General features: G+C 50.4%; 21 protein-coding genes. 14 read left to right on the top strand and 7 right to left on the bottom strand.

Annotated elements, in window-relative coordinates; genetic code table 11:
* Positions 1-40 precede the first annotated feature (40 nt).
* From ACEVG1_RS15180 to ACEVG1_RS15140, 9 genes are all read left to right on the top strand, one after another.
* On the top strand, positions 41-1,681 hold the full coding sequence (locus ACEVG1_RS15180; RefSeq protein WP_353124364.1) for a tetratricopeptide repeat protein: 1,641 nt from the start codon (positions 41-43) through the stop codon (positions 1,679-1,681).
* Between the two features lie 153 nt (positions 1,682-1,834).
* A complete protein-coding gene (locus tag ACEVG1_RS15175) occupies positions 1,835-2,431 on the top strand; it encodes a hypothetical protein (RefSeq protein ID WP_374744601.1) in 597 nt (198 codons plus the stop codon).
* Positions 2,432-2,433: 2 nt separating this feature from the next.
* Positions 2,434-3,003, top strand: a complete 570-nt coding sequence (locus tag ACEVG1_RS15170) for a DUF6498-containing protein (RefSeq protein WP_374744600.1) — start codon at positions 2,434-2,436, stop codon at positions 3,001-3,003.
* A gap of 88 nt (positions 3,004-3,091) precedes the next feature.
* Entirely contained in the window at positions 3,092-3,466 is a 375-nt protein-coding gene (locus tag ACEVG1_RS15165) for a hypothetical protein (protein WP_374744599.1), read from the top strand.
* A 148-nt stretch (positions 3,467-3,614) separates the two neighbouring features.
* Positions 3,615-4,481 (top strand): helix-turn-helix domain-containing protein, encoded by an 867-nt coding sequence (locus ACEVG1_RS15160; RefSeq protein WP_374744598.1) that lies wholly within the window; start codon positions 3,615-3,617, stop codon positions 4,479-4,481.
* A gap of 137 nt (positions 4,482-4,618) precedes the next feature.
* Positions 4,619-5,569, top strand: a complete 951-nt coding sequence (locus ACEVG1_RS15155; protein ID WP_374744597.1) for a dihydrodipicolinate synthase family protein — start codon at positions 4,619-4,621, stop codon at positions 5,567-5,569.
* A complete protein-coding gene (locus ACEVG1_RS15150) occupies positions 5,566-7,050 on the top strand; it encodes an aldehyde dehydrogenase (NADP(+)) (RefSeq protein WP_374744596.1) in 1,485 nt (494 codons plus the stop codon). The genes ACEVG1_RS15155 and ACEVG1_RS15150 overlap by 4 nt, the downstream gene beginning before the upstream one ends.
* 37 nt (positions 7,051-7,087) lie before the next feature.
* Positions 7,088-8,095 (top strand): 4-hydroxyproline epimerase, encoded by a 1,008-nt coding sequence (locus ACEVG1_RS15145; RefSeq protein WP_374744595.1) that lies wholly within the window; start codon positions 7,088-7,090, stop codon positions 8,093-8,095.
* Positions 8,096-8,157: 62 nt separating this feature from the next.
* Complete coding sequence (locus ACEVG1_RS15140; RefSeq protein WP_374744594.1) at positions 8,158-9,441, top strand: NAD(P)/FAD-dependent oxidoreductase; 1,284 nt, start codon at positions 8,158-8,160, stop codon at positions 9,439-9,441.
* A 93-nt stretch (positions 9,442-9,534) separates the two neighbouring features.
* On the opposite strand, the gene uvrB is transcribed toward ACEVG1_RS15140, so the two are convergent.
* From uvrB to ACEVG1_RS15105, 7 genes are all read right to left on the bottom strand, one after another.
* Positions 9,535-11,571: an excinuclease ABC subunit UvrB gene (gene uvrB, locus ACEVG1_RS15135; protein WP_374744593.1), complete on the bottom strand. Its 2,037-nt coding sequence runs from the start codon at positions 11,569-11,571 to the stop codon at positions 9,535-9,537.
* A 93-nt stretch (positions 11,572-11,664) separates the two neighbouring features.
* On the bottom strand, positions 11,665-12,222 hold the full coding sequence (locus tag ACEVG1_RS15130) for a CopD family protein (RefSeq protein WP_374744592.1): 558 nt from the start codon (positions 12,220-12,222) through the stop codon (positions 11,665-11,667).
* 67 nt (positions 12,223-12,289) lie between these two features.
* Positions 12,290-13,327 (bottom strand): uroporphyrinogen decarboxylase, encoded by a 1,038-nt coding sequence (gene hemE / locus ACEVG1_RS15125; RefSeq protein WP_374744591.1) that lies wholly within the window; start codon positions 13,325-13,327, stop codon positions 12,290-12,292.
* Positions 13,328-13,329: 2 nt separating this feature from the next.
* Positions 13,330-13,845 carry a hypothetical protein gene (locus ACEVG1_RS15120; protein WP_374744590.1) on the bottom strand — a complete coding sequence of 172 codons (516 nt, stop codon included), beginning with the start codon at positions 13,843-13,845 and terminating at the stop codon, positions 13,330-13,332.
* Positions 13,842-14,558, bottom strand: coding sequence for a response regulator transcription factor (locus ACEVG1_RS15115; protein ID WP_374744589.1), 717 nt, complete (start codon positions 14,556-14,558; stop codon positions 13,842-13,844). The genes ACEVG1_RS15120 and ACEVG1_RS15115 overlap by 4 nt, the downstream gene beginning before the upstream one ends.
* Positions 14,559-14,582: 24 nt before the next feature.
* Entirely contained in the window at positions 14,583-15,518 is a 936-nt protein-coding gene (locus tag ACEVG1_RS15110) for a sensor histidine kinase (RefSeq protein WP_374744588.1), read from the bottom strand.
* A gap of 148 nt (positions 15,519-15,666) precedes the next feature.
* Positions 15,667-16,542 carry a helix-turn-helix domain-containing protein gene (locus ACEVG1_RS15105; RefSeq protein ID WP_374744587.1) on the bottom strand — a complete coding sequence of 292 codons (876 nt, stop codon included), beginning with the start codon at positions 16,540-16,542 and terminating at the stop codon, positions 15,667-15,669.
* A 237-nt stretch (positions 16,543-16,779) separates the two neighbouring features.
* Between ACEVG1_RS15105 and ACEVG1_RS15100 the strand changes: the two genes are divergently transcribed.
* The 5 genes from ACEVG1_RS15100 to ACEVG1_RS15080 all read left to right on the top strand — a co-directional run bounded on the left by ACEVG1_RS15100 (position 16,780) and on the right by ACEVG1_RS15080 (position 25,503).
* Positions 16,780-17,883, top strand: coding sequence for a glycoside hydrolase family 26 protein (locus tag ACEVG1_RS15100; RefSeq protein WP_374744586.1), 1,104 nt, complete (start codon positions 16,780-16,782; stop codon positions 17,881-17,883).
* 6 nt (positions 17,884-17,889) lie between these two features.
* Positions 17,890-19,716, top strand: coding sequence for a sodium:solute symporter family protein (locus ACEVG1_RS15095; RefSeq protein WP_374744585.1), 1,827 nt, complete (start codon positions 17,890-17,892; stop codon positions 19,714-19,716).
* Between the two features lie 63 nt (positions 19,717-19,779).
* Entirely contained in the window at positions 19,780-20,946 is a 1,167-nt protein-coding gene (locus ACEVG1_RS15090) for a glycosidase (RefSeq protein WP_374744584.1), read from the top strand.
* Entirely contained in the window at positions 20,900-22,108 is a 1,209-nt protein-coding gene (locus ACEVG1_RS15085; RefSeq protein ID WP_374744583.1) for an AGE family epimerase/isomerase, read from the top strand. Before ACEVG1_RS15090 ends, ACEVG1_RS15085 begins: the two co-directional genes overlap by 47 nt.
* Before the next feature lie 260 nt (positions 22,109-22,368).
* The gene (locus ACEVG1_RS15080) at positions 22,369-25,503 is read left to right on the top strand and encodes a SusC/RagA family TonB-linked outer membrane protein (protein WP_374744623.1); all 3,135 of its coding nucleotides are present in this window, start codon (positions 22,369-22,371) and stop codon (positions 25,501-25,503) included.

Here is a 25,503-nt window from a genome sequence, read left to right as displayed (position 1 = left end):
GCAAGATTTAAAAACAACCAATACGGGATAACAGCAACATATGAGAACAATAATAATCACGATCTGCTTTCTGCTTTTCGGAGCAATGGCAGCAAATGCACAGGAAGCTCTTGGCAAATACGAGGCAGAAATGAGCCGTATAGAGACCCTTACCGATGAAGCCCAAAAATCTACGGACAGGGGCAAAGCCCTTGCTGCGCTTTTTGACAGCCGTACTGCCGAAGCAGGAAAGCAGACCGCTATCAGCGAAACCGTTCCACACCTGAGAAAGTTGGTGGATTATGATTTTTACGGAGCGTATAACTTTTTTCTGAAAGTGAAAAATCTGGATGACGCCAAAATGTTGATGCAAACCCATTTGTCAAAAAATGAACAAGCGTTGGTAAGGGCACTTGCGACAAACACCGTGAATAACTGGAAATCAGGCGGACAACATCCAACCAATGCTCCACAAATAGGATACGGACTAAAAGGAAAATGGATTGTCTCTGCTTCGAGCAATACTACTACAGCAACAATCGCTACAACTACCATTGCACAAACCGACAACGGGAACACCGAATTGGCAAAAGGAAACGAAGCCGAAAAAGCACAAAATTATGCCGAAGCAATGAATTGGTATAAACTTTCGGCAGACAAAGGAAACGCAAAGGCTATGTACAACGTGGGCTTTTTTTATTACAAAGGTCAAGGTATGGCACAAAACTATACCGAAGCAATGAATTGGTTTAAAAAATCCGCATACGAAGGAATTGAACTCGCAATGTTCAATATTGGTGCAATGTATTACAATGGTCTCGGTGTAGCCAAAAATGAAACCGAAGCCATAGCATGGTTTCAGAAAGCTGCAGACAAAGGAGATGAAAGTGCAAAAAAAGCCCTGCAGCAGCTTGCAGCGCAAACCGACAACGGAAGTGCCGAATTTAGAAAAGGAAATGAATCCTTTGACGCAAAAAATTATGCCGAAGCAATGAAATGGTATAAACTTTCGGCAGACAAAGGAAACACAAATGCCATGTATAATATCGGGACTATGCACCAAAACGGAACCAGTGTAAATGCAGACGGAAGTGAAGCCCTCAGATGGTATCAACTTTCGGCAGACAAAGGAAATGAAACCGCTGAAAAATACCTGCAACAACTTGATAAAGACGGCAGATCAGATTTATACAAAGGAACCGAAGCCCACGATGCAAAAAACTATACCGAAGCCATTAAATGGTATAAAATTTCAGCAGACAAAGGAAACCTGACGGCAGTAATCATGTTGAACGCATTAGAGAAAGAAATCGCATTATATGAAACTATATATGGAGAAAACGGAAGTACCGAATTACAAAAAGGAAATGATGCCGAAAAAGTAAAAAATTATACCGAAGCAATGAAATGGTATAAACTTTCGGCAGATAAAGGAAACGCGGAAGCGATGTACAGTGTCGGTTTATATTATCGCTTCGGTATGCAAGAAACGGCTGCAATGCCAAATGAAGTCGAAGCAATGAAATGGTTCAAGCAGTCGGCAGACAATGGAAATGCAGATGCAATGCATGAACTAGGTATGATATATTTTACGGGAAGAGGCGTAACAAAAAACGATGCCGAAGCCTATAATTGGTATAAAAAAGCAGCAGATAAAGGACACGAGAGTGCTAAAACCTATTTAGAGTTGCTTGGAAAATAAAGAAACCGGGCAACCCAGATAATCCTCGTTGCAGGTTTGTTGCTTTCCCTTACAATGCTCTTGCTGTTGTACTGCCTGTAGTGGAGGCTTGGCGGGGAACGAGCCTGTCCCGCTAAAACCCGACCAAAGATAAAGACGTTTAAATGTAAAAAAATGAGCATCGGACTGACATATGCCTTTCGCAAATCGGCTTTCGAAAAACCTTGCCATTGGACAGTCACAGAGCAAGGCGTGGTACGTACCGATGAACATAGCGAACTGCAAATCCCGTACAAAGAAATACTAAGTATCCGCTTGCAGGCGCAGCCTTACTTCCGTTACCGACATAATAATTATTGTTGCGAAATCACTGCCGTGAGGGGCGTATTTCAGATACTTTCCACACATTATGTTGGTTTTGCTGAATTTGAAGACAGAGCCGACACCTATACGCCATTTGTAAAAGCATTCGTCAAAAACCTGAAATCCCAAAACCCTAGTTGTATCATCAATACCGGGCAAAAACCGTCTGCATTTTCTGGAAATATCGCTTTGATAGTCGCGTCTGTTTTGTTGTTGTATTTTCTTTGGTCGATTATTCCGCTATCAGGTAAGCTGTTGCCGATTATGTTAGTGCTACTTGGAGCGTGGTCTTACCTCAACATGTCGACCCGTGTAAACCGGCCCCGAACACTGGAAAACTACGAAATCCCTGACTATATTTTGCCACAAAAACAGGAAACCGAAGAAGCAAGAAAAAACCAAGATTAAGAATGAAGCAACTCCATAAAGTAGATATATTAACCATACTCGTCATTACACTATTGGGCATTGCCCAAGGGCAGGTAACGGTATTCTATATCATTTATCTGTTCTGGTTTCAGGAGCTTATTCGCACTGTGGTAGAGTTCACCTGTCTTATCTGGCAAAGGAAAACCATCAAAGAGAAATTTGATTTCATAAAAATATCGTTCGGTAGTTTCTTTATTCTGTTTGTATATGTGGTGTTTATCGTGTTGCTATTCGGCTTTATGCTGAATTGGAACAACCGTGAATTACTCGGGCAAAATATCCTCGTTATAATGTTCCGAAACTGGTATTTCAATATCAATATGATTTTGTTTTTGGCGCAATACATTTACTTCCGTAAGCAGACCGACAATACGAATTTGCAGATGCCATTATTCAGCCGAAGACACATTATTCTTCATGTTTCCATTATTTTGGGAGCTTTGATACAGTTGGCAATAGTGCCTCGTTTCAATCTCGAAAATACGTGGGCTTCCACATGGGTCATTCTGCCGTTTCTGTTGTTAAAAATATTTATTGAAAGACCCAAATAGACTAAAAATGCTATACCATAACAAAAGAGCTATTACGTTGCATTTAGTAAGCGTGCTGACATTGGCATTGTCAGTTTTCGTGTCCTATATGATTTTCTCAGATTTGGACGGGTTTTTCGAAGAATACAGCTCCAAAGCATCCGGAATTGCATGGCTGATTTTTATGCTCGTGATGGGAAATGCAATGTTGGTTTGTATGCTTTGGCTGAGCGGGAAATACGTCCTCGAAATCATTCAAAGCGAAACAAATAAATCGGAAATAACCGTAAAAACCTGGTCTCTTTTTGGACTTTACCGTACCAAAACCTACCCGAAAGCCATGTTAGAAAACCGAAAATTCCATTTCGGAAAAGCCAATTTTTCTCATGTTCCAACGGTAAATGCCCCGTGGTATCAACTAAAAACACCCAATGGAAAAACAATGGTAATGGATTTGCAGGGAGAGTTTTCTATTAAAAAATGATATGAATACGTACATCCGTTTTGTCAATGTTCTCGTATTATCCAGTTATTACCCACAAATAACCATATTTTAACCATTTTATCCAAATAGTTGGAAAAATCAGGTTAATATCCGTACGTTTATACGAGGCTTTCAATCATACAATGCTATGAGGACACTTCAATTTACCGTTCCGGTAACACCCGACAAAACTGTCATTGTACAGGAAGACACCCTACCTCAGTTCTATCCATATTTGCACCGGCACAAGGAGGCACAATTGATCTGGATTATCAGGGGGGAAGGTACGCTGATTGCCGACAATACCATGCATTCCTTCCGGCCCGACGACGTTTTCATGATTGCCCCCAACCAGTCGCACGTATTTAAGAGCAGTCGCCAGACCGCCGATGACGGCATCCATACGATATCCGTATTTTACGACCCCAATGGCCACCTCGCCAACTTCCTCCAATTGCCCGAGCTGAGCCAGCTGAATGCATTCCTCAAGGAATACAAAGGGGGGTTCAAACTGCCGCAGCCCCATTTCCACTCCGTTTCCAAGCACATCCTTAAACTCAAGGAGTCCAACGACATGGATCAAATGCTGCATTTCCTGCATATGCTGCGCACCTTTTGCCGGATGAGTCCCAAGCCAAAACACCTGTCGGCATTCAGTGGCGAACCCATTACCGATGGCGAAGGGATGCGTATGGGCAATATCTATAACTACGTGCTGCAACGCTACCAAAACGTGCTCACCTTGGAGGATGTAGCCGAAGAGGCCCATCTTACCCCACAAGCCTTCTGCCGCTATTTCAAGAAACATACAGGCGTTACCTTCGTCACATTCCTCAACGAAATGCGCATCAACCAAGCATGCAAGAGGCTCACATCGGGCGAGTATGACAGCATTGCCACAGTAGCTTATAATTGCGGCTTTAACAGCATCACCAATTTTAACCGGGTATTCAAGAGCATAGCGGGCACATCGCCAAAAGAATACTTATCCAAATACCTCAGCAACATGAAATAAACCTGTTTGTTAATATATGCATAGCATTGATTAATTAGCGGGTGGTTTAGGCGGTGGGGTACCTCTATATTTGCATCAATCATTTCTGGGTGGCATCGGCACCCGTCATTAAATTTAATACACACTATAACAAAGACATGAACAAAACTGAACTTTGGCACGGGGTTTATCCAGCACTTCTGACGCCTTTCAACGCAGCGGGAACAATCGATTACGGCATGTTTAAAAAGAATTTCCTTGCGCAGATCGACGCAGGTGTCGCCGGACTCATCATCGCGGGCTCCTTGGGAGAAGTCAGTACGTTGAGTACACGGGAAAAATACGACCTCTTGATATTTGCAAAAGAACATGTACCACAGCATATACCTGTCATTCTTAACATTGCGGAACAGTCCACGGCGGAAGCGGTTAATGCCGCCAAGGAAGCCGAGCGGCTTGGTGCAGACGGGTTGATGCTGCTCCCCCCCATGCGCTATCGGGCGTCCGACCGCGAAGTGGTGGAATACTTCAAAACAGTTGCCGCCGCAACCCGCCTATCCATTATGATCTACAATAACCCGGTAGACTATGCCATCCATGTAACCGTGGAAATGTTTGAACAGCTCGAAGCGTCTCCGAATATAAATGCCGTGAAAGAATCAACGCGCGATCTGACCAACATTACCCGTATGGTCAACCGTTTCGGCGATCGGTTCAAGATATTGGGCGGTGTAGATACCATCGCCTTGGAGAGCCAATTGATGGGTGCCCATGGCTCCGTGGCGGGCCTCGTCGATGCGTTCCCGCGCGAAACGGTTGCCATTTACCGGTTGGCCGAAGCGGGCCGGTTAGACGAAGCATTGGCCATATACCGTTGGTTCATGCCTCTATTGGAACTGGACATCCACCCCCGGTTGGTGCAATATATCAAATTGGCCGCGACGGCCGAAGGGCTGAGCAATGAATACGTACGGGCCCCACGGTTACCATTGGAAGGCGAAGAGCTTGCCCGTGTACAAAAAATTATCAGCGATGCCATCGCCACTCGTCCGGTATTGCCAGATTACTTAAATTTACCGCTCCGGAAAACAATTGAGCAAGTATCATGAGCGAAAACATCCCCATTCAGGAAATCGACCCCTACGTGCAGCGGGCGCAGGAAGCCTTTTTAAACTTCAGGCAATTGACCATTAAGCAACGTGCGGCGGTCATGCATGCCGTTGCCGATGAAATCGAGGCCCTCGGCGCGGAATTGATTTCCGCCGCCCAATCGGAGACAAACCTCCCCGAGGCCCGCCTCACAGGCGAAAAAGCGCGCACGGTATACCAATGGCGTTGCTATGCCGATGCGTTGGTGCATAGCAATGTACTACCTGTGCAGATCGACACGGCTATCCCAGACCGCACCCCACCCAAACCCGATATCCGCAAAGCGTATACCGGGCTAGGTGTCGTGGTTGTATTCGGGGCGAGCAATTTCCCGTTTGCTTTTTCCACCGCCGGCGGTGATACGGCATCGGCCATCGCAGCCGGTTGCACAGTTATTTTCAAAGCTCATTCGGGGCACCCCAAAACATCTGCTATCATGGCCAATGCCATTGAACGTGCGGTGGAAAAAACGGGTATGCCCAGCGGCCTCTTTGCCGCCATAGCCACCGACGGTGCCACCGGTGGCCAATACCTGGTGAAGCATCCGCTTGTCAAAGCCGTCGGTTTCACCGGCTCGCTCTACGGCGGCAGGACGCTGTTCGATCTGGCCAGCCAACGGCCGGAGCCGATTCCGGTATTTGCCGAAATGGGTAGTGTCAACCCGGTTTTCCTACTTCCGGAGCGACTAGCCACCCGTGCGGAAGAAGTGGCCACGCAATATGCCGGTTCGCTTACCTTGGGGGTAGGACAATTCTGTACCAACCCCGGTGTATTCGTAGCGCCCAACAACGCGGAGCTACCGCGTTTCCTTGACACCCTGAAAGCACAGATCGAACAAGTAGCGCCCGCCGCGATGCTGCATCCGGGCATTGCGGCATCTTACCATAAAAACAAGACCGACTTGCTGGCCCAAGTGGGAATAGATATATTGGTTGCCGTGGATGAGACCACACCGCAAACCCATGGCAACGCCACGGTCGCCACTGTTTCGGCACAGGATTTTTTGGCTAATCCGAAATTGGGGGAAGAGGTGTTCGGCCCGTTCGGGCTTGTGGTAACGTATGACACACCAACGGAGGCTTTAGCCGTAGCGAACCAACTCGAGGGGCAGCTCACGGCGACCGTATTGGCCGAGCCTGCTGAATTGGAACACCACCGGGAGCTCATTGCAGCATTGGCGGATAAAAGTGGCCGCTTGCTGTTCAATGGCTTCCCCACAGGCGTGGAAGTCTGCGGATCGATGCAGCACGGCGGTCCATACCCGGCCGCCACCGACAGCCGGTTCACTTCGGTGGGGCCCGATGCCATCAAGCGCTTTGCTCGGCCTATCAGTTACCAGAACTGGCCCGATGAGCTGCTGCCCGATGAACTGAAAAACTCCAATCCGTTGGGCATCTGGCGTACGGTGAACGGCGAATTGACTAAAAATACAGTCGGCTGACGCAAAAAAGCAAAGCGCAAAAAACAAAAGGCAACTCATGAGAAAAACATTCTTCTGCATCGATGCCCACACCTGTGGGAACCCCGTGCGGCTCGTAGCCGGGGGTGGCCCGCAATTGACGGGCAATAGCATGATGGAGCGCCGCCTTCATTTCCTGGCGGCACACGATTGGATACGGAAAGGCCTGATGTTCGAACCGCGGGGCCACGACATGATGAGCGGCAGCATCCTCTACCCGCCCGTCGATCCGGCCAACGACACAGGCGTACTATACATCGAAACCAGCGGATGCCTGCCCATGTGTGGCCACGGCACCATCGGCACAGTTACCATCGCTATTGAAGAAGGGTTGATTATTCCGAAAACACCCGGCAAGCTCCGGCTGGAAACACCGGCGGGACTGGTGTCCGTCGTGTATGAGCAAGTAGGCAAAAAGGTCCAATCGGTGAAACTCACCAACGTAAAATCCTTCTTGGCCGCGGAGGGTTTGACCGTTGAATGCCCCGATCTGGGTATGCTGACCGTCGATGTGGCGTATGGCGGAAATTTCTACGCCATCATCGATCCGCAACCGGGTTTCGCCGGATTGGAACACTATACGGCCGACCAACTCATCAGTTGGAGCCGGACACTGCGGCAACGGCTGAACGACCAATATACGTTCGTGCACCCCGAAGACAGCAACATCCGTGGGCTCAGCCATATCCAATGGACGGGGGCCACGCTCCACTCAGCATCGACCGCCCGGAATGCGGTCTTTTATGGCGATAAGGCCATCGACCGGTCGCCCTGCGGCACGGGCACATCCGCACGCATGGCGCAATGGCATGCCAAAGGTAAACTCAAGGTGGGGGACACATTCGTGCACGAGAGCATCATCGGCTCCAAATTTACTGGCACGATAGAAGAAGAAATATCCAACGCTTTCGGCGACGGAAAGCCGGCCATCGTGCCGGGGATAGAAGGCTGGGCCATGGTAACCGGTTACAACAATATCATTATCGACGACGACGATCCGTATGCACATGGCTTTCAGGTTATTTAATCATAAGTCGTAAGTCATTGGTCGTAAGTCGTTAGTTTAATTTCAAAACCCATTTCAAAAAAATGACTATTAGTCATATACCTGCCGCCATCCAATCCCGAGGAAGTGCCCTGATAGTGGGCGGCGGCATCGTCGGCCTCGCATCTGCCTACTACCTGGCCAAAGATGGCTGGAAAGTTACTGTATTAGATCGGGACGATTTCACCGGCAACTGTTCCTACGGCAATGCCGGGATGATTGTGCCCAGCCATTTCACACCGCTGGCTGCACCGGGCGTGGTAACACAGGGCATCAAATGGCTGTTCGATAGCCGTAGCCCCTTTTACATGAAGCCGTCCCTCAGCCGCTCGATGATCTCTTGGGGGCTCAAATTCATGGGCCACGCCAATGAAAAGCACGTAACGCGATCGGCACCCTATATCCTCGCACTTAACAACCTCAGCAGCGACCTTTACGCCGGCTTGGCATCCGACTTGGGTAACGATTTCGGCCTAACACGCCGGGGAATCCTCATGCTGTGCAAAACAGAAAAAACGTGGGAAGAGGAAATCCACCTGGCCGAACGGGCCACCGATTTGGGCCTTAAGGTCGATGTATTGGACCGTAAACAAGTGCAGGCCCTCGAACCGGATGTCGAGCTTGATGTGTTCGGCGCCACCCATTTTCTCAGCGATGCCCATCTTTATCCCCCGGCGTTGATGGCGGCACTTCAGAAGCAGCTTAGGCAGTTGGGCGTAGCACTCGTTTCCCATGCCGAAGTTACGGGGTTCGTGCGCATCGGCGATAAAATCGCGCGGGTAACCACCGCAGACGAAGAGTATACGGCAGATACCATCGTACTTACCGGCGGTGCTTGGTTGGACCAATTGGCCAATAAGGCAGGTATCACCATCCCGATGATGGCCGGCAAAGGTTACTCCTTCATGACATCGGCATTCGAAGGCAAGTTACGGCACCCCGCACTGCTGCTGGAAGCCCGCGTGGCAATCACGCCCATGGGCGGGCAGGTGCGCATCGGTGGCACGATGGAACTCGCCTCCATCAATCACCGCATTAATCGGAAACGGGTGGAAGGCATTGTGAATGCCATACCACAGTATTATGCAGGGTATGAACTGCCAATGCCCGACGAGAAGTCGGTTTGGCATGGATTCCGTCCCTGCTCGCCGGATGGGCTTCCCTATCTCGGTCGAGCGAAATCAATCTCCAACCTGATTATTGCCGGCGGGATGGGCATGATGGGCCTTAGTCTCGGGCCGGCAGCCGGCAAGATTGTCTCCGAACTCGCACATGAGGAAAGGACATCCGCCGATATTCAGTCCTTTGATCCCGAGCGGTTTCATTGATGAGCTGACCAGCGCGTCATTGAACGCGGATTACACAGATTTGACGGATAATCATAGATGCTTGGCGACATCGCAAGTTAACTATTCACAACTTCACCCTTCACCAAACAGCTCGGCAAATGTTTTCTCCAGCGCAAACAGCTCGTCGCGCAGCTTGGCCGCCTGCAGGAAATCCATCTCCTTGGCTGCTTTGTTCATATCTTTACGTACCTTATCGACCGCTTGCTGCAGCTGCGGCTTGCTCATGTATTGCACCAGCGGATCGGCAGCAACGCTGCTCGTCGGCTCCGGTTCCACGTAAATCTTGGCCCCCTCCCCTTTGAAGTCGGCCACCGAGGTCTGCTCCAGGATAGCTTCCCGCGATTTGCCCACCGTGCGGGGCGTGATGCCATGCGCTTCATTGTACCGGATTTGTTTCTCACGGCGACGGTCGGTCTCGTCGATGGTAACCCGCATGCTCTGCGTAATCGTATCCGCATACATGATGACGCGACCTTTATCATTACGGGCGGCGCGGCCGATGGTTTGGATAAGCGACCGCTCCGAGCGCAGAAAACCTTCTTTATCAGCATCCAAGATGGCTACCAGCGTTACTTCCGGCAGGTCCAGTCCTTCCCGTAGTAGGTTAATGCCTACCAACACATCAAACTCGCCCAGCCGCAGTCCGCGTAAAATCTCCACGCGTTCCAGTGTTTTGATTTCCGAGTGGATGTAGCGCACGCGGATACCCAGCTTGGCCATGTACTTGGTGAGCTCCTCAGACATGCGTTTGGTAAGCGTGGTTACCAGTACCCTGCCCCCTTCTTTGGTTACGCGGTCCACCTCGTCGAGCAGGTCGTCCACCTGGTTGACTACCGGACGAATTTCGATCATCGGGTCGAGCAGTCCCGTAGGCCGGATTACCTGCTCTACCACCACGCCTTCCGTCTGCTGCAATTCGTAATCGCCAGGTGTGGCACTCACATAAACGGTTTGGCCAACGATAGACTCGAACTCGGGGAAATTCAGCGGCCGGTTATCCAAAGCGGCTGGCAGGCGGAACCCATACTCCACCAAGGAGAGTTTCCGCGAGCGGTCACCGCCATACATGGCCCGTATCTGCGGAATCGTAACGTGGCTCTCATCGATGACCGTCAGGTAGTCATCGGGAAAATAATCCAAGAGGCAGAACGGACGCATACCCGGTTGCCGCCCATCAAAGAAACGCGAATAGTTCTCAATACCGCTGCAATACCCCAGTTCGCGCATCATCTCAAGATCATAATTTACCCGCTCTTCAAGGCGTTTGGCCTCCAACGGCTTCCCGTCGAGCAAGAGTTGCTCCTTACGTAGCTCCAGTTCCTCACCAATCGCCCATAGCGACTGGGTGAATTTTTCCTTCGGCGTAACGAACAGGTTTGCCGGAAAGAGCGCCATGTCTTCCATTTTCTCCAGCGTTTTGCCCGAGATAGGATCGATGACGGTGAGTTCATCGATCTCGTCGCCAAAAAAAGAAACGCGGTACGCCTCATCCATGTAGGCGGGGAAAATATCAACTGTGTCGCCTTTGACACGGAAGGTTCCACGCTTGAAATCGGTGGTGGTACGCGCATATAGTATTTCTACCAACCGATGCAGGAAGGCATTCCGGCTGATGACGGTGCCTACGGCAAACCGGAATACCGAGCGCGAAAAATCCTCGGGATTACCCATACCATAAATACAACTTACGGAAGAGACCACAATCACATCGCGGCGGCCCGACATCAGCGCCGATGTGGTTCGTAAGCGGAGTTTCTCGATCTCATCATTGATGGCCAGGTCTTTCTCGATATAGGTATTGGACGAAGCGATGTACGCCTCGGGCTGGTAATAATCGTAGTAGGAAACGAAGTAGTTGACGGCGTTCTCGGGGAAGAACTGCTTGAACTCGCCGTAAAGCTGTGCCGCCAGCGTTTTGTTGTGGCTCAATATCAATGTAGGCCGTTGGGTCTGCTTGATGAGGTTGGCCACGGTAAACGTCTTCCCCGATCCGGTGACCCCGAGTAAGGTTTGGTACGTCTCTCCGGCATTGATGCCTTCCACCAGTTGACGGATCGCTTCGGGCTGGTCGCCCGTGGGTATATATTCGGATGTGAGTTGGAACTTCATGTAATACGGACTTTTAAGAAACCAAGCGAAACGCGGATTGTTTCGCCCGAGCGAACAAAGATAATGAAAAGTGGATTTAACGCTGCCTATTGGCTAAGAAGCTTTGCTGTTGTCCGAACCCCGCTCCCGGATTTTCTTATATAACCGCACGGCAACCATCAACATCACACCCAGCAGCAACAGGCCCGCTACACCATAAATCCAGTGGAGGGCACTTTTGAGCACCACCACGAAAACGATGGCAAACAACAGCACGGTAGCCAGCTCATTCCACAAGCGCAGCCGCAAGGAAGTCCACGTACTCGTTTCTGCACGCAGGTTGAATAGCATACGCTGGCACACGAAGTGGTACGCCACCAAACCGAGCACAAAAACCAGCTTCACATGCATCCACCCCATGTGCAGGAGCGCCGGGTTCACGTAGAGCATCACGAGCCCCGCCGCTACCGTCAGGTACATGGCAGGCGTGGTAATGATCCACCAAAGTTTGCGCTCCATCACCACAAACTGCCCATGTAGCACCTGGTATTCTGCCTCCGGCCGTTGACGTGCCTCCGTATGGTAGATAAACAACCGCACCATGTAGAAGAGCCCGGCCATCCAGCAGATAACAAAAATGATGTGTATGGCTTTTGCGTAAAGGTACAACATACTGCTTTTTGCGTTTTGCCTATTTGTGTTTCGAAAACGTACCGTTACAAATCAGGATACGGTTACGTCAATACTTAAACTCCCGCACCACTTCAATTGCGTATTTCACATGATCGAATGGGATATCCGGCATGATACCATGTCCTAAATTAAAGATGAACCCATCCTGTCCGCGCATGCGCTCAAACAGTTGCAATATTTTCTCCTTGATGACCTTTTTATCTGCATATAAAACAAACGGATCCAAGTTGCCCTGCACAGCAACGCCCTGTGGTAAGCTATCTTTGATGCTTCGCAGGTCGGCGTTCCAATCTACGGAAACCACATCGGGACCGGCTTCTGCCATGAGTGTCGCAAACACCGAACTTCCTTTGCAGAATGAAATAACGGGAACGTCCTTCCGATGGAGCTTGGAGATAATCTGCGTATTATATGCATGGGCAAATGCCTGGTAATCGTTCCATGACAGCGCCAGCGCCCAGCTATCGAAGAGCTGCACCGCATTCACCCCGGCAGCGATTTGCATATTGAGGTAATCGACCGTCACATCGGCAATTTTCTGCAAAATGACGTGCGCCAGCTCAGGTTCGTTATTGAGTAGCAACTTGGTACGCTTGAAATCGCGCGAGGAGCCGCCCTCTACGAGGTAACTCAATACGGTGAACGGTGCCCCTGCAAACCCGATGAGCGGAATGCGCCCCTCCAAACGTTGCTGGATGACGCGGATGGCATCACCTACGTATTGCAACTTATCCAACACATCGGTACGCAGCGCCGCTGCATCCGCCTGTGTGCGGACCGGATTGGCAAAGCGGGGGCCCACCCCTTGCTCAAAGCTCAGCTGCCCACCCATCGCTTCGCCTGTAACGAGGATATCCGAAAACAAGATGGCAGCATCCACCCCCAGCAAATCCACCGGGAGCATGGTCACATCGGCCGCAATTTCCGGCGTCTTACACATTTCGAGAAAAGAATACTTGTTTTTTATATCCCAGTATTCCTTCATAAACCGGCCCGCTTGCCGCATCATCCAAACGGGGGGGCGCTCAGTGGGCTGTGAAAAAGCCGCCCGGATGAGCAAATCGTTCTGTAAATTAGTTGTCACGCTTATTCCTTTGGTATTTCGTTTTCGATTTTATTGATGATCTGTGCTACACGGGAGGTTACTTCCAATGTGCGCGCAAGATCGACATAGGCCCGTACCCGCTCGTAGTCCTTCTTGCGCAGATTGATGTTGGCCAGATTCACCAGGACGATAGCCTTGTCATTCGGGCGGCGGAAAGGGAGCCTAGAGGCAATCTGGAAATGCCGTTCCGCAGCGTCGTAATCTTCGGCCTTCAAGGCAATATTGCCACACATAAACTCGTAGTAATTGCGTCGCCCTTTGCGCAGGTATTCGGGCTGCTTGATATCCGACAGCAACCGCCCTGCTTTCTCATAATCCTTTTTCTGGAACGCCTGGGTAGCAAGAAAGACCGTACCTTCGCGGTAATGGCTCCATACCAGGTAACCTATGGCTCCTGCCACCATCGCAGCAACTTGGTATGCCTTCGTATAGACCGCCCACGCCAACAGCAGAAATGCAAGTACCAAGACAACGGTACGTGCCCGGCTTGTCATCATGACGCCTGCTGATTGTCGGTAAACTTATAACCAACCCCGCGGATGGAATGGAAGTATATCGGGTGTTTCTGGTCGGGCTCGAAGTACTTCCTGAACGTGAGGATGAAATTATCGATCGTTCGCGTAGAAGGGTACACGTCGTAGTTCCATACGGTCTCCAATATCTGCTCGCGCGATACCGCTTCATTGCGCCGCTCGATGAGCAGTTTGAGCAGCATGGTTTCCTTTTTGGTCAAGGAGGTCACCGTGCCGTCCGCATGGTGGAGCTCAAACGAGTTGAAATAAATAGTCTTTTCTCCTATCTGATAGGAATTGAGCTCTTTGAGGTCATCCCCTTTCATCCCGCGGCGTACCAATATCCCCACCCGTAGGATCAATTCTTCCAAGTTGAATGGCTTCACGAGGTAATCATCTGCCCCTTTTTTGAGCCCGGTAATACGGTCTTCGCTGCTGTTTTTGGCCGTAAGGAACATGATGGGCACTTCCGTATTTTGCAGCCGTATCGTTTCGGCTACCTGGAACCCGTCAATCTCGGGTATCATCACATCCAATATCACCAAATTGAACCGCTCTTCCTTGAATATCTTCAGCGCCTTTTTCCCATCGGTGGCGGTAGACACCCGGTAACCTTCCAATTCGAGGTTGAGTTTGATGGCATCCAACAGGTGCTCCTCATCTTCCACCAATAGGATGCGTTGCTTCGTTTGTTGCATAGTGATTATTAAACTTAGATAAAGTTACTTCATCGTTTTACCTTCGGCGAGCTCGCAAGCCCGGTTCTCCGCTGCCGCTAGAACAACGGCATTCGTTAGCGGAAACATGACTTCAAAAATACTTCCCGATGGGGCGTTATCTTTCACGCTGATCTGTGCGCGATGCCGCTCAAGCACTGTTTTTACAATGTACAATCCCAACCCGGTCCCTTTCGTTTTTCGGGTATCCTCGTTACCTACCCGATAAAACTTATTGAAAATCAATTTCTTTTCGGTATCCTCGATACCGATACCGTGGTCTGACACGCTGAATATGACGTGGCCATTGCCCTGTGCTAGCTTTACCGATACGTGTGCACACGGTGGTGAATATTTAACGGCATTTTCAATCAGGTTGGTCACCACATTGGTGATGGCAAACCGATCGCCTTCGATTTGAAGGCCTGGCTCGAGTTCGGTTTTGATAACCTGTGTGGTACAGGAGTGGATTTGCAGGCGGCCCGCAACGTTCTTTACCAACTCACTTAGATCAATGTCTTCTTTGGGGAAGTTATAGCGCAGGTTTTCCAGTTTAGTGGCAATCAACACGTTGCCCACCAAATCATCCAGCCGCTCGATGTCTTTGAGCGAGTTGGATAGGAACTGGTTGCGCTGCTCTTCGCTCAGGCTTCGCTTGAGGATGGTTTGGATAGCCAACTTGATGGAGGCAAGCGGCGATTTGAGTTCGTGGGTCACCGCCAGCAGAAAATTTTGCTGCTGCTGTTGTATTTTATGCTCGCGCACGAATGCTTTTTTCAGTTTAAGTGCCCCTACCACGAAAATCAGCATAAAGAATATACCCTCGCCTATGATCATCACCTTCCGGTCGGGCTGGGCCTCAATAAGCAGCACCCCCCACCATACCAGCTGCGCCGTGGCATAAAAAACAAGGAAATAAAACAGCACCAAAGGTTTCCGCATCGTAAAACTCCTGAAAAGCAACCACAAAAGTATCGATTTACATCGGTTAGTTACAAACTACGGGTTACATTATGACAATATTAGGAAACTCCTGCACTGGGACCATCGGCTTACGACTGCGGAGACCTACGACTAAAGACCTACGACGCTAGATATAAACCCTCGCTCCCGAAAAGTTCTCCCTGAACTCCCGCGGGGTACAGTTTTTCTTCCGTTTGAATATCCTATTGAAGTTTGAAATGTTGTTGAACCCGCAGCCGTACGCAATTTCGGCAATCGTTTGGTTGGTGTCGATAAGCAATCGCGTAGCATGCCCAAGCCGGATTTCATTGAGGCTATCGATAAATGTCTTCCCGGTGCTCTTTTTAACAAACCTACTGAACGATGCCTCATGCATATGGGCGTGGGCCGCCATATCGGCCAACGTGATGGGCTCGCCGTAATGTTCGTTCAGGTATTCGAATACTTTCACGATCCGCCGGCTGTTCGACCGGGCGTGGTGGTCATCGAACCCGACGCTGCTCAACATTTGTGTCCCCTCCGATTGGGAAAGCCGGTGCAGGATAGCCATCAGTTCCAATACCGAGTCGAAGCCCGTTTTGGCTTTAAGGCCCATCAACCGGTCTTTGAGCGAAAGGGTGGTTTCGCGGCTAAACAGGATACCTTGCTGCGACTTGTCGAACATGTTACGGATAAAGTTCAGCTGGTTTTTGCGGAGGAAGTCTTCGTTGAACAGATTGCGGTGGAACTGGATGGTCACTTCCGTGATCTCTTTGCTTTCGCACGCATCGTCAAACCATCCATGGTAAAGATTGGAACCTACCAGCACCAATTCTACATCGTCTATACAGCCTACATGGTCGCCTACAATGCGCCGCGCTCCCCCGGCATTCAGGATGAGGTTCAGCTCGTATTCATCATGGTAATGCAGTGGAAAATCAAAATGTTCCTTCACCCGCCAAAAGAGTGTAAAACAGTCACTTTCCGTAAGCGGCGTTACTTCCCTGGTGATTTTCTGGGTCATGGGCATCTCTTATAACTGGCCGTACAAACTTAGCTAAAGTTGCCCGAAAACAAAGAAGCGGCCATGTAAAAATAATACACCTTTACGCGCCAAGGAAGTTCTTACCGAAGCAGCATAAAAAGGGAGTTGGCAAGAAGTTTATTACAAAACGCTAAAAAAGTATTATTTTCGGACGGCAGGCATCCCGTATGTTTGCTTTCGTAATAACCCGATTATTGACCCGATTATTGATCCGAAATGAACATTGTTAAACAGATCGGTATGTTAGTAGCTGCTGTCAGCCTTGCTTCATGCACGGCTGTCGAAAAGCGTTCACCCGAAACCGCCGCTTTACTAGCCGCCCTGAAATCACTAGGTAGCCAATACGTATTATTGGGACATCAGGATGCCACGGCTTACGGCGTAGACTGGTCTGCTGAGCCCAGCAAGTCGGACGTGAAAAGTACCACGGGCGCATATCCGGCCATTTATGGATGGGACCTGGGGCACCTCGAAATAGGCAAGCCGGCCAATTTAGACAACGTATCCTTCGATCTGATGCGCATCCGGATAACCGAGGCCTACAACCGGGGCGGCATCAACACCATCAGTTGGCATGCCACCAACCCCGTAAACGGACAAAGCGCATGGGACACGACGCAGCACAGCATCGCCGAGATCTTGCCGAATGGCCTGCACCACGACACCTATAATGACTACCTCGATCGATTGGCCACGTTTTTCAAAAGCCTGAAAACCGACAGTGGAACCGCCATCCCCATCATCTTCCGCCCGTTCCATGAACATACAGGGAGTTGGTTCTGGTGGGGCGAAGCCTTTTGCACACCGGAGGAGTACAAGGCGCTGTGGCAATATACCGTAAATTACCTCCGTAACAGAAAGGAGCTGACAAACTTGCTGTTTGCCTATTCCAGCAGTACCATCCAATCAGAAGCACATTACCTGTCGCGCTATCCCGGCGACGACTATGTGGACATCTTGGGGTTCGATGACTACTGCATGGGCGATGAAGCCGCCTATAAGGAGCGGATGATCAACAGCCTGCGTATCCTTACAAAAATCGCTGAAGAACGCGATAAGGTTGCCGCCATTACCGAAACCGGGTATGAGCAAATCCCCAACCCCCACTGGTTTACGCAGGTACTTTACCCTACCCTCCAGGATTCTCCCGTAGCGTGGGTATTGTTATGGCGCAATGCCATTAATCGCCCCAACCACTTTTACGCGCCGTATCCAACCCATCCGGCTGCCGATGATTTCCGCAAATTTCACCAGCTACCGGACGTACTGTTCGAAGATGGGCTTGCTCCCCTCCATATCTATCAACCCTCAAAACCATAGTCGGCCATGTTACTCCAAACCATCGATATTATCGTTATCCTGGTCTATTTGGCCGCCATGATCGCCTTGGGTATTTTATTGAAGAAACGCGCCCAACGCGACAAGGAGTCCTATTTGTTGGGCGGCAAAAAACTGCCTTGGTATATGCTGGGCATGTCTAACGCCTCCGATATGTTCGATATATCCGGCACCATGTGGATGGTCACGCTCGCCTTCGTATATGGCATGAAAAGCATCTGGATACCTTGGCTTTGGCCGGTGTTTAACCAGATTTTCCTGATGATGTACCTATCGGTATGGCTGCGGCGGAGCAATGTCACCACCGGCGCGGAATGGCTGGGCACGCGCTTTGGAACCAAAGGGCAAGCTGTAATGGCATCACATACCATCGTTGTCATCTTCGCGCTCATCAGTTGCTTCGGTTTCCTCGCGTATGGCTTTATTGGATTGGGCAAGTTTGTCGAAATCTTCATTCCCTGGAACAGTGTTGAGCCGTATCTCCCATTCACCATTGAGCCACCCTATGTACCCCATTTTTACGGCGTGGTCTTCTGCCTGCTCACCATGTTCTATTCCATCTTGGGGGGTATGACCAGTATCGTCATCGGCGATGTGGTCAAATACACCATCATGTCGGCGGCAGCCATTGTCGTAGCGGTTATCGCGGCACAACACCTGGCCCTCACGCCACTTAGCGTGCCTGACGGCTGGCTCTCGCCTTTTTTCGGTTGGACGCTGGACGACCTGAACTGGACGGGCATCATTGACGAGGTGAATACGAAAATCCAAAGTGATGGGTTCGACCTGTTCACCATATTCTTCATGATGATGCTTTTCAAAGGCGTTTTTGCGAGCCTTGCCGGCCCGGCACCCAACTACGATATGCAGAAAATCCTTTCCACGAAATCGCCCAAAGATGCTGCCAAGATGAGTGGTTTGGTATCCGTGGTATTATTGCCCATCCGCTACGCCATGGTGATCGGCTTTGCCGTGTTGGGTCTCCTGTACTACAACCAGCTCGATCTGCAAACCGCCACGGGTGTCGACTTCGAACGGATTTTACCTTCCGCCATCCTCCAGTTTGTACCGGTAGGATTGATGGGGCTGTTGCTAGCGGGTCTCATGGCGGCCTTTATGGGCACGTTCGCAGGCACCTTGAATGCGGCGCAAGCTTACTTTACCAACGATATTTACCTCAAATACCTCAAACCCGACGCCTCGAACCGGGCCATCCGCAACACCAATTACATCGCCGGCGTCGGCATTGCCGTTATCGGCATTTCACTAGGCTTTTTTGCGGAAGACGTAAATAGCGTACTGCAATGGATTGTATCGGCATTGTATGGCGGGTACATCGCTGCCAACATGCTGAAATGGTACTGGTGGCGGTTCAACGCTTCAGGCTTCTTCTGGGGTATGCTAGCGGGCATTCTACCTGCATTGGTATTCCCGTTGCTGTTCGACTTCCTGGACCTCTATTACTTCCCGCTACTTTTTGCCTTGTCGCTGGCAGGGTCGATCATCGGGTCGCTATGTACCAAACCCACCGATATCGAAGTGCTGAAGGAATTTTACCGCACGGTTAAGCCATGGGGTTTCTGGAAACCCGTCCGGCTGATGGTACTCGCGGAAGACCCCGCATTTATACCTAACAAGAACCTCGGCAGGGATCTGTTCAACGTGGTGCTTGGCATCATCGGGCAGCTGTGCCTCACCATTTTGCCCATGTATTTGGTACTGAAAATGGAAACCGAACTATGGGTTACCGTAGCCCTTTTGGCCGTTATAGCTATTACCCTGAAGAAAACTTGGTGGAATAAACTGGAAAATTAATAAGTTCAAAACAAGATCGTGTCATTATCAATAACTGATTTCGAAGCAAAAAGGGTAGCCCTCGTGAATAAGCATGGGGAACTCGTTGGCAGGAAAAACGAAGCCATATGGCCGGACAATGGGATATACACCCGATTCAAGTACCCCGTCCTCACGGCAGCGCATGCGCCGTTGGAATGGCAGTATGATTTCGATCACCTGGCAAACCCATTCCTCATGCAGCGCATCGGCATCAATGCCACATTCAACGCAGGGGCCATCAAGTGGCAAGGACGGTACCTACTGATGGTACGTGTAGAGGCTTCCGACCGCAAATCGTTCTTTGCCATCGCGGAAAGCCCCAATGGAATCGACAATTTCCGGTTCCGTAAATATCCCATCAGTATCCCCCAATTCGGCGATCCGGACACCAACGTATACGATATACGGCTTACGCACCACGAGGATGGGTGGGTGTACGGCCTATTCTGTACCGAACGCCGCAACCCCGACGCACCCGAAGCCGACCAATCTGCCGCCATTGCCCAGTGCGGCATCATCCGCACGCGGGATATGGAACATTGGGAGCGCTTGCCAGACCTGAAAACAAACTCACCGCAACAGCGCAATGTCGTGCTGCACCCCGAGTTTGTAAATGGCAAATATGCCTTATACACCCGTCCACAGGACGGTTTCATCGAAACCGGCAAGGGCGGCGGGATAGCATTTGCGCTAACGGACAGCATGGAAAATGCCGCAGTACACGACGAACACATTATCGATGCAAAGAAGTACCATACCATATACGAAGCTAAGAATGGCCAAGGTCCTGCACCGCTGAAGACCCCCATGGGGTGGCTACACTTGGCACACGGCGTGCGCCACACAGCCGCGGGGCTAAGGTATGTGCTGTATCTGTTTATGACAGCCCTTGACGATGTTTCACAAATCATCCATAAGCCTGGCGGCTATTTTTTGGCACCGGAGGGCGATGAACGCATCGGCGACGTTTCTAATGTTGTGTTTTGCAACGGTTGGATCGTAGATGATGATCGCGTTTACATCTACTACGCATCATCAGACACACGCATGCATGTAGCAACGAGCTCCATTGAACAACTGGTCGACTATGTGAAAAACACACCCGAAGACGGGTTCATTTCAGCGCGATCCGTAGACAACATAAGAAGACTCACCCAGAAAAATGAACATATTGAACACGGCAAAGCCACACGGTTGGAAGGTCAGTGAATTTGAGTGTGAACTCAAACGCATATTGGACTATTGGGCTAGCACCGCTTTTGACAGTGCCAATGCCCGCTTTTACCCGAAGGTGGACCATACCGACACACCTTATCCGCTCGCCGTTTCGGGTTCCGTAATGTATGCCCGTATCTTGTGGGCCTTTTCGGCAGGATACCGCCATACCCGCACACCCCGATACCTGGAGTTGGCAGACGCTGCCTATCAATACATCCAACGACATTTCATCGACGCCGAGTACGGCGGCGTATACTGGTCGGTATACCCCGATGGAAGTCCGGCCGACAGCCGCAAACAGATTTACGGCATGGCCTTTACCATTTACGGGTTAGCAGCGTACTATAAAGTCAATAACGACGGTACAGTACTAGCTCTTGCCAAAACGCTGTACCAAGCCATTGAAAAATACAGCTGGGATACCCGCCATGGCGGATATATAGAGGCCCTTGCCAGGAATTGGTCGCCCACCGCACACCTGAGCCTTAGTGAAAAAGACGACAACGAAAAGAAAACCCTGAATACACACCTCCACATATTAGAGGCCTACACGGGTTTGTATGAAATATGGCCAAATGATGCCCTGAAACAACGGATTATTGCCATACTCGAACTGTTCGAAAAGCATTTTATCAACCCCCATGGCCACCTCTCCCTGTTTTTTGATGAGTATTGGCAAACCAAATCATCCCTCCGTTCGTTCGGCCACGAAATAGAGGCATCGTGGCTGCTCTGCGAAGCGGCACGCGCCGTTGACGATGGACAACTCAGCGATACCGTACGTACACTATCCTTGCGCTTGGCTGCCACCAGCGCGAAGTGGGTAGACCAATCGGGTGCCTTGCTCTATGAATTCAGTGCCGCTACCAATACATTGGTTGCCGAGAAACATTGGTGGGTAGAAGCAGAGGCTTTGGTCGGTTTCTACCGCGCCGGGCTATTGGCTGGCGACAGCAAATACATGGCAATTGCGTCGCGGGTATGGCAATACACCAAGGAGAACCTCATCGACCATCAAAACGGCGAGTGGTATTGGGGCAGGGATGAAAACGGGCACATAATGGCGCACGAAGACAAAGCCGGATTTTGGAAATGCCCTTACCACAACAGCCGCTGTTGCCTACAGATGATCCATTTGCTCGCCATTACATAGATATAAACATCGAGACCGCACAACGATCCACATAAATTACAATGACACGAACAACTTGTTTAATCCAAATTCCATGAAGTGTATCTTTTACAAGAAAACCAGTGAAACACGGAAACATCACTGTCCATTTTTCACAACAATAGGCAAAAATAGTATTAATAGTACAGCAAAAATCAGCCTATATTTGATAGTAGTGTTAACCACCAATTTTTAACCTTATGATTCCACATTTATTAAAAAATGCAGGATTGCTTTTCGTGATGTTAGCTATCGCAAAGCTCGTAGCCGGGCAAGGCAACACGCAGCGACAAGTAAGCGGAAATGTAACGGATGAGTCCGGAGCGACGCTATCCGGAGTTTCCGTCAGCGTGAAGGGCCAATCGCAATCCACATCCACGGCGGCCGACGGCAGCTACCGGATGACAGTACCCTCGGACAATGCTGTTCTCGTATTTTCGTATTTAGGCATGCAAACGTTGGAAGAACCCGTTGGCAACCGCAGCATTATCAACGTAGCATTGTCGAGTGCAACCTCCTCGCTAGAAGAAGTTGTCGTAGTCGGATACGGTACCAATAAGCGCGGTAATCTCACTAGTGCACAGACCACGGTAACAGCCGATGATATCGGGAAAACGATAAATACCACCATCGAACAAGCCATCCAGGGACGTGCCGCCGGCGTTTATATCACCCAGAACTCGGGTCAGCCGGGCGGTGGGATATCGGTAAACATCAGGGGTATAAACTCCATCAACGGTACCAATGAGCCTCTGTATGTAATTGATGGCGTACAAATTGCCGGTCAGGCGGTATCTTTCGGCGAGCAGAGCTCTTCCAATCCGCTGGCGGGGCTTAATCCAGCCGACATCGAGGATATCCAAGTACTCCAAGGACCCTCGGCTACCGCCATCTACGGTTCGAGAGCCACCAACGGTGTACTACTGATTACTACCAAGCGTGGCAAAGCGGGCCAAACGAAGATCGATTACGGTGTCCAGTATACCGTCCAGACGGCCCCACCCCGGATGGAAGTGATGAACCTGCGGCAATATGCGCAGATGGTAGGCGAGTACCACGAAATAGCGGGAGGCGAAACGCCGCTAGAATTTCTTGACCCTTCCCTGTTGGGAAAAGGTACCGACTGGCAAGGGGAGTTGTTCAACAATGCGCCCATGCACAAACATCAGTTGAGCCTTAGCGGTGGAAATGATAAAACCACGTATTACCTCTCGGGCGAATACCTCAACCAAAAAGGCATTGCAGCAGGATCCGGGTTCGACCGGTACGGCACCCGCCTCAACGTAGATACGAAACCCCGGGACTGGTTTTCCATAGGCACCAACCTCAGTTTCAGCCAAACGGATGAAAACCTCACGACGAGCCAGGAAAACATCATATCCAATGCCTTGCGATTGACACCGCAAATCCCCGTTAAGAACCTCGACGGTTCATGGGGCGGCGGCGATGAAAATAACGGGGCCAATAATTTTGCTCCCGTAAATCCCCTTGCCATCGCTAGCCTCACAACCAATAACCTGGTTAGGCGGCAATTTATCGGGGGCATCAATCTGGGGATCAACCTGATGGAAGGGCTCCAATTCAGGTCGTCCTTCAATACCAACTTCGGTTTTTCCAACTCGTCGTATTACATCCCCGTTTATAAAATCGGCTGGGCCGAAAATGCCACGGCTTCGTTGCAAAGCCGCGCCAACCTCAATACCTATTGGAATTGGAATCAACTGTTAGAATACAACAAGCAGTTCGGCAATCACCACCTGAACGTAATGGTTACCCATGAGGCACAGGAATCCACCTGGAAGAACCTCGGCGGTAGGCGTACAGGGTTCCTTACCAATGACATCCTCGACTTGGAAGCAGGGGATCCCTTGACGTCATTAGCCAACGGCGGCTCCGGTAAATGGGCGATGGAATCCTACCTGGGTAGGGTTAACTACAACTATGCCGACCGGTATATCGTTTCGGCCACCATCCGGAGCGACGGTTCCGTAAATTTTGGACAGGAAAATAAATGGGGCGTATTTCCGTCGGTATCGGCAGCTTGGCGCGTATCCCAAGAACCATTTTTCAATATCCCCGCCATCAGCGAACTGAAATTGCGGTTTGAAACCGGGACCACGGGAAACCAAGGCGGCAGCGGATACATTTACTCGCCCATGCAACCGGGGGCCACACCCACCGGCACGGGCTTCCTACCTAGCCGGTATAATAATCCGGGATTACAATGGGAAGAGACACTCACCTACAATTACGGCTTGAATATAGGCTTCCTGCAAAACCGTATTCAGCTCGAGGCCGACTATTACATCAAAAACACCGATAACCTGTTGATGGAAAACCCGCTGCCCTGGTATATGGGCACCAACGGCACCGGCGCGGTAGCGGCCCCGCAGGTGAATATCGGGTCGCTGCAGAATAAAGGATGGGGGATCACGCTCAACACCACGAACATTAGGAATGAACAATTCACCTGGGAGACCAACTTCAACATCTCCGGATTCAAAACAACGATCGAAAAATTCTATTCCGACGCTGCCCAGATCAACCGCACATCCTGGTGGCTGGATAATTGGACACAGCAATCCGTGGTGGGCATAGCCCCTTGGCAATTCCTCGGCTATATCGAAGAAGGCATCTTCCAATCGGTGGAAGAAATCAACGACAGTGCCGTACCGGCCGATAACAACGGCAACCGGATGCCCACCAACGAAGCCAACATTTGGGTGGGCGATGTCAAATTCAAAGACATCAGCGGCCCCAACGGCACCCCGGATGGTATCATCGACGTGTACGACCAAACTTACATCGGCAACCCATACCCCAAATTCTTTGCAGGCTTTACCAATTCGTTCAGCTATAAAGGCGTCGACCTAAGCATCCTGTTCACCGGTGCTTTCGGAAACGACATCTATAACTACATTGCCCGGGTAAACTCAAACCCGAACAACATCAACCTAAGCCGGAACCTGATGATACACGCCATGGAGTATGCACGGCCCATCGCGGGTGACGATGGCGTGGTTCGGCTAGAAAACCCCGGTACCGATGTGGCACGGATTTCACACGGGCCCAATGGGAATTATGAGCGCCACACCGACAAATGGGTGGAAGATGGCTCTTACATCCGCATCAAGAACATTACCCTCGGCTACAACCTGCCGCCGTCGTTACTCGCCAGGCAAAAAGTACTGCAAAGCGTACGGGTGTCATTTAGCGCACAGAACGTGGCAACGTTTACCCGGTACTCGGGATTCGACCCCGAAGTAGGTGCCTATATCGGGCGGGATGCCAGTAACGTAAACCAAGCGATCGGCTTGGATTTCGGTCGCTACCCGCTCACTCCCATCTATTCATTCAGTTTAGGATTAAGTTTTTAA

Source organism: Parapedobacter sp. 2B3 (assembly GCF_041925275.1).
Classification (GTDB): Bacteria; Bacteroidota; Bacteroidia; order Sphingobacteriales; family Sphingobacteriaceae; genus Parapedobacter; species Parapedobacter pyrenivorans_A.
Note: the sequence above shows the minus strand (reverse complement) of the source record. Positions and strands in the feature narration are given on the sequence as shown.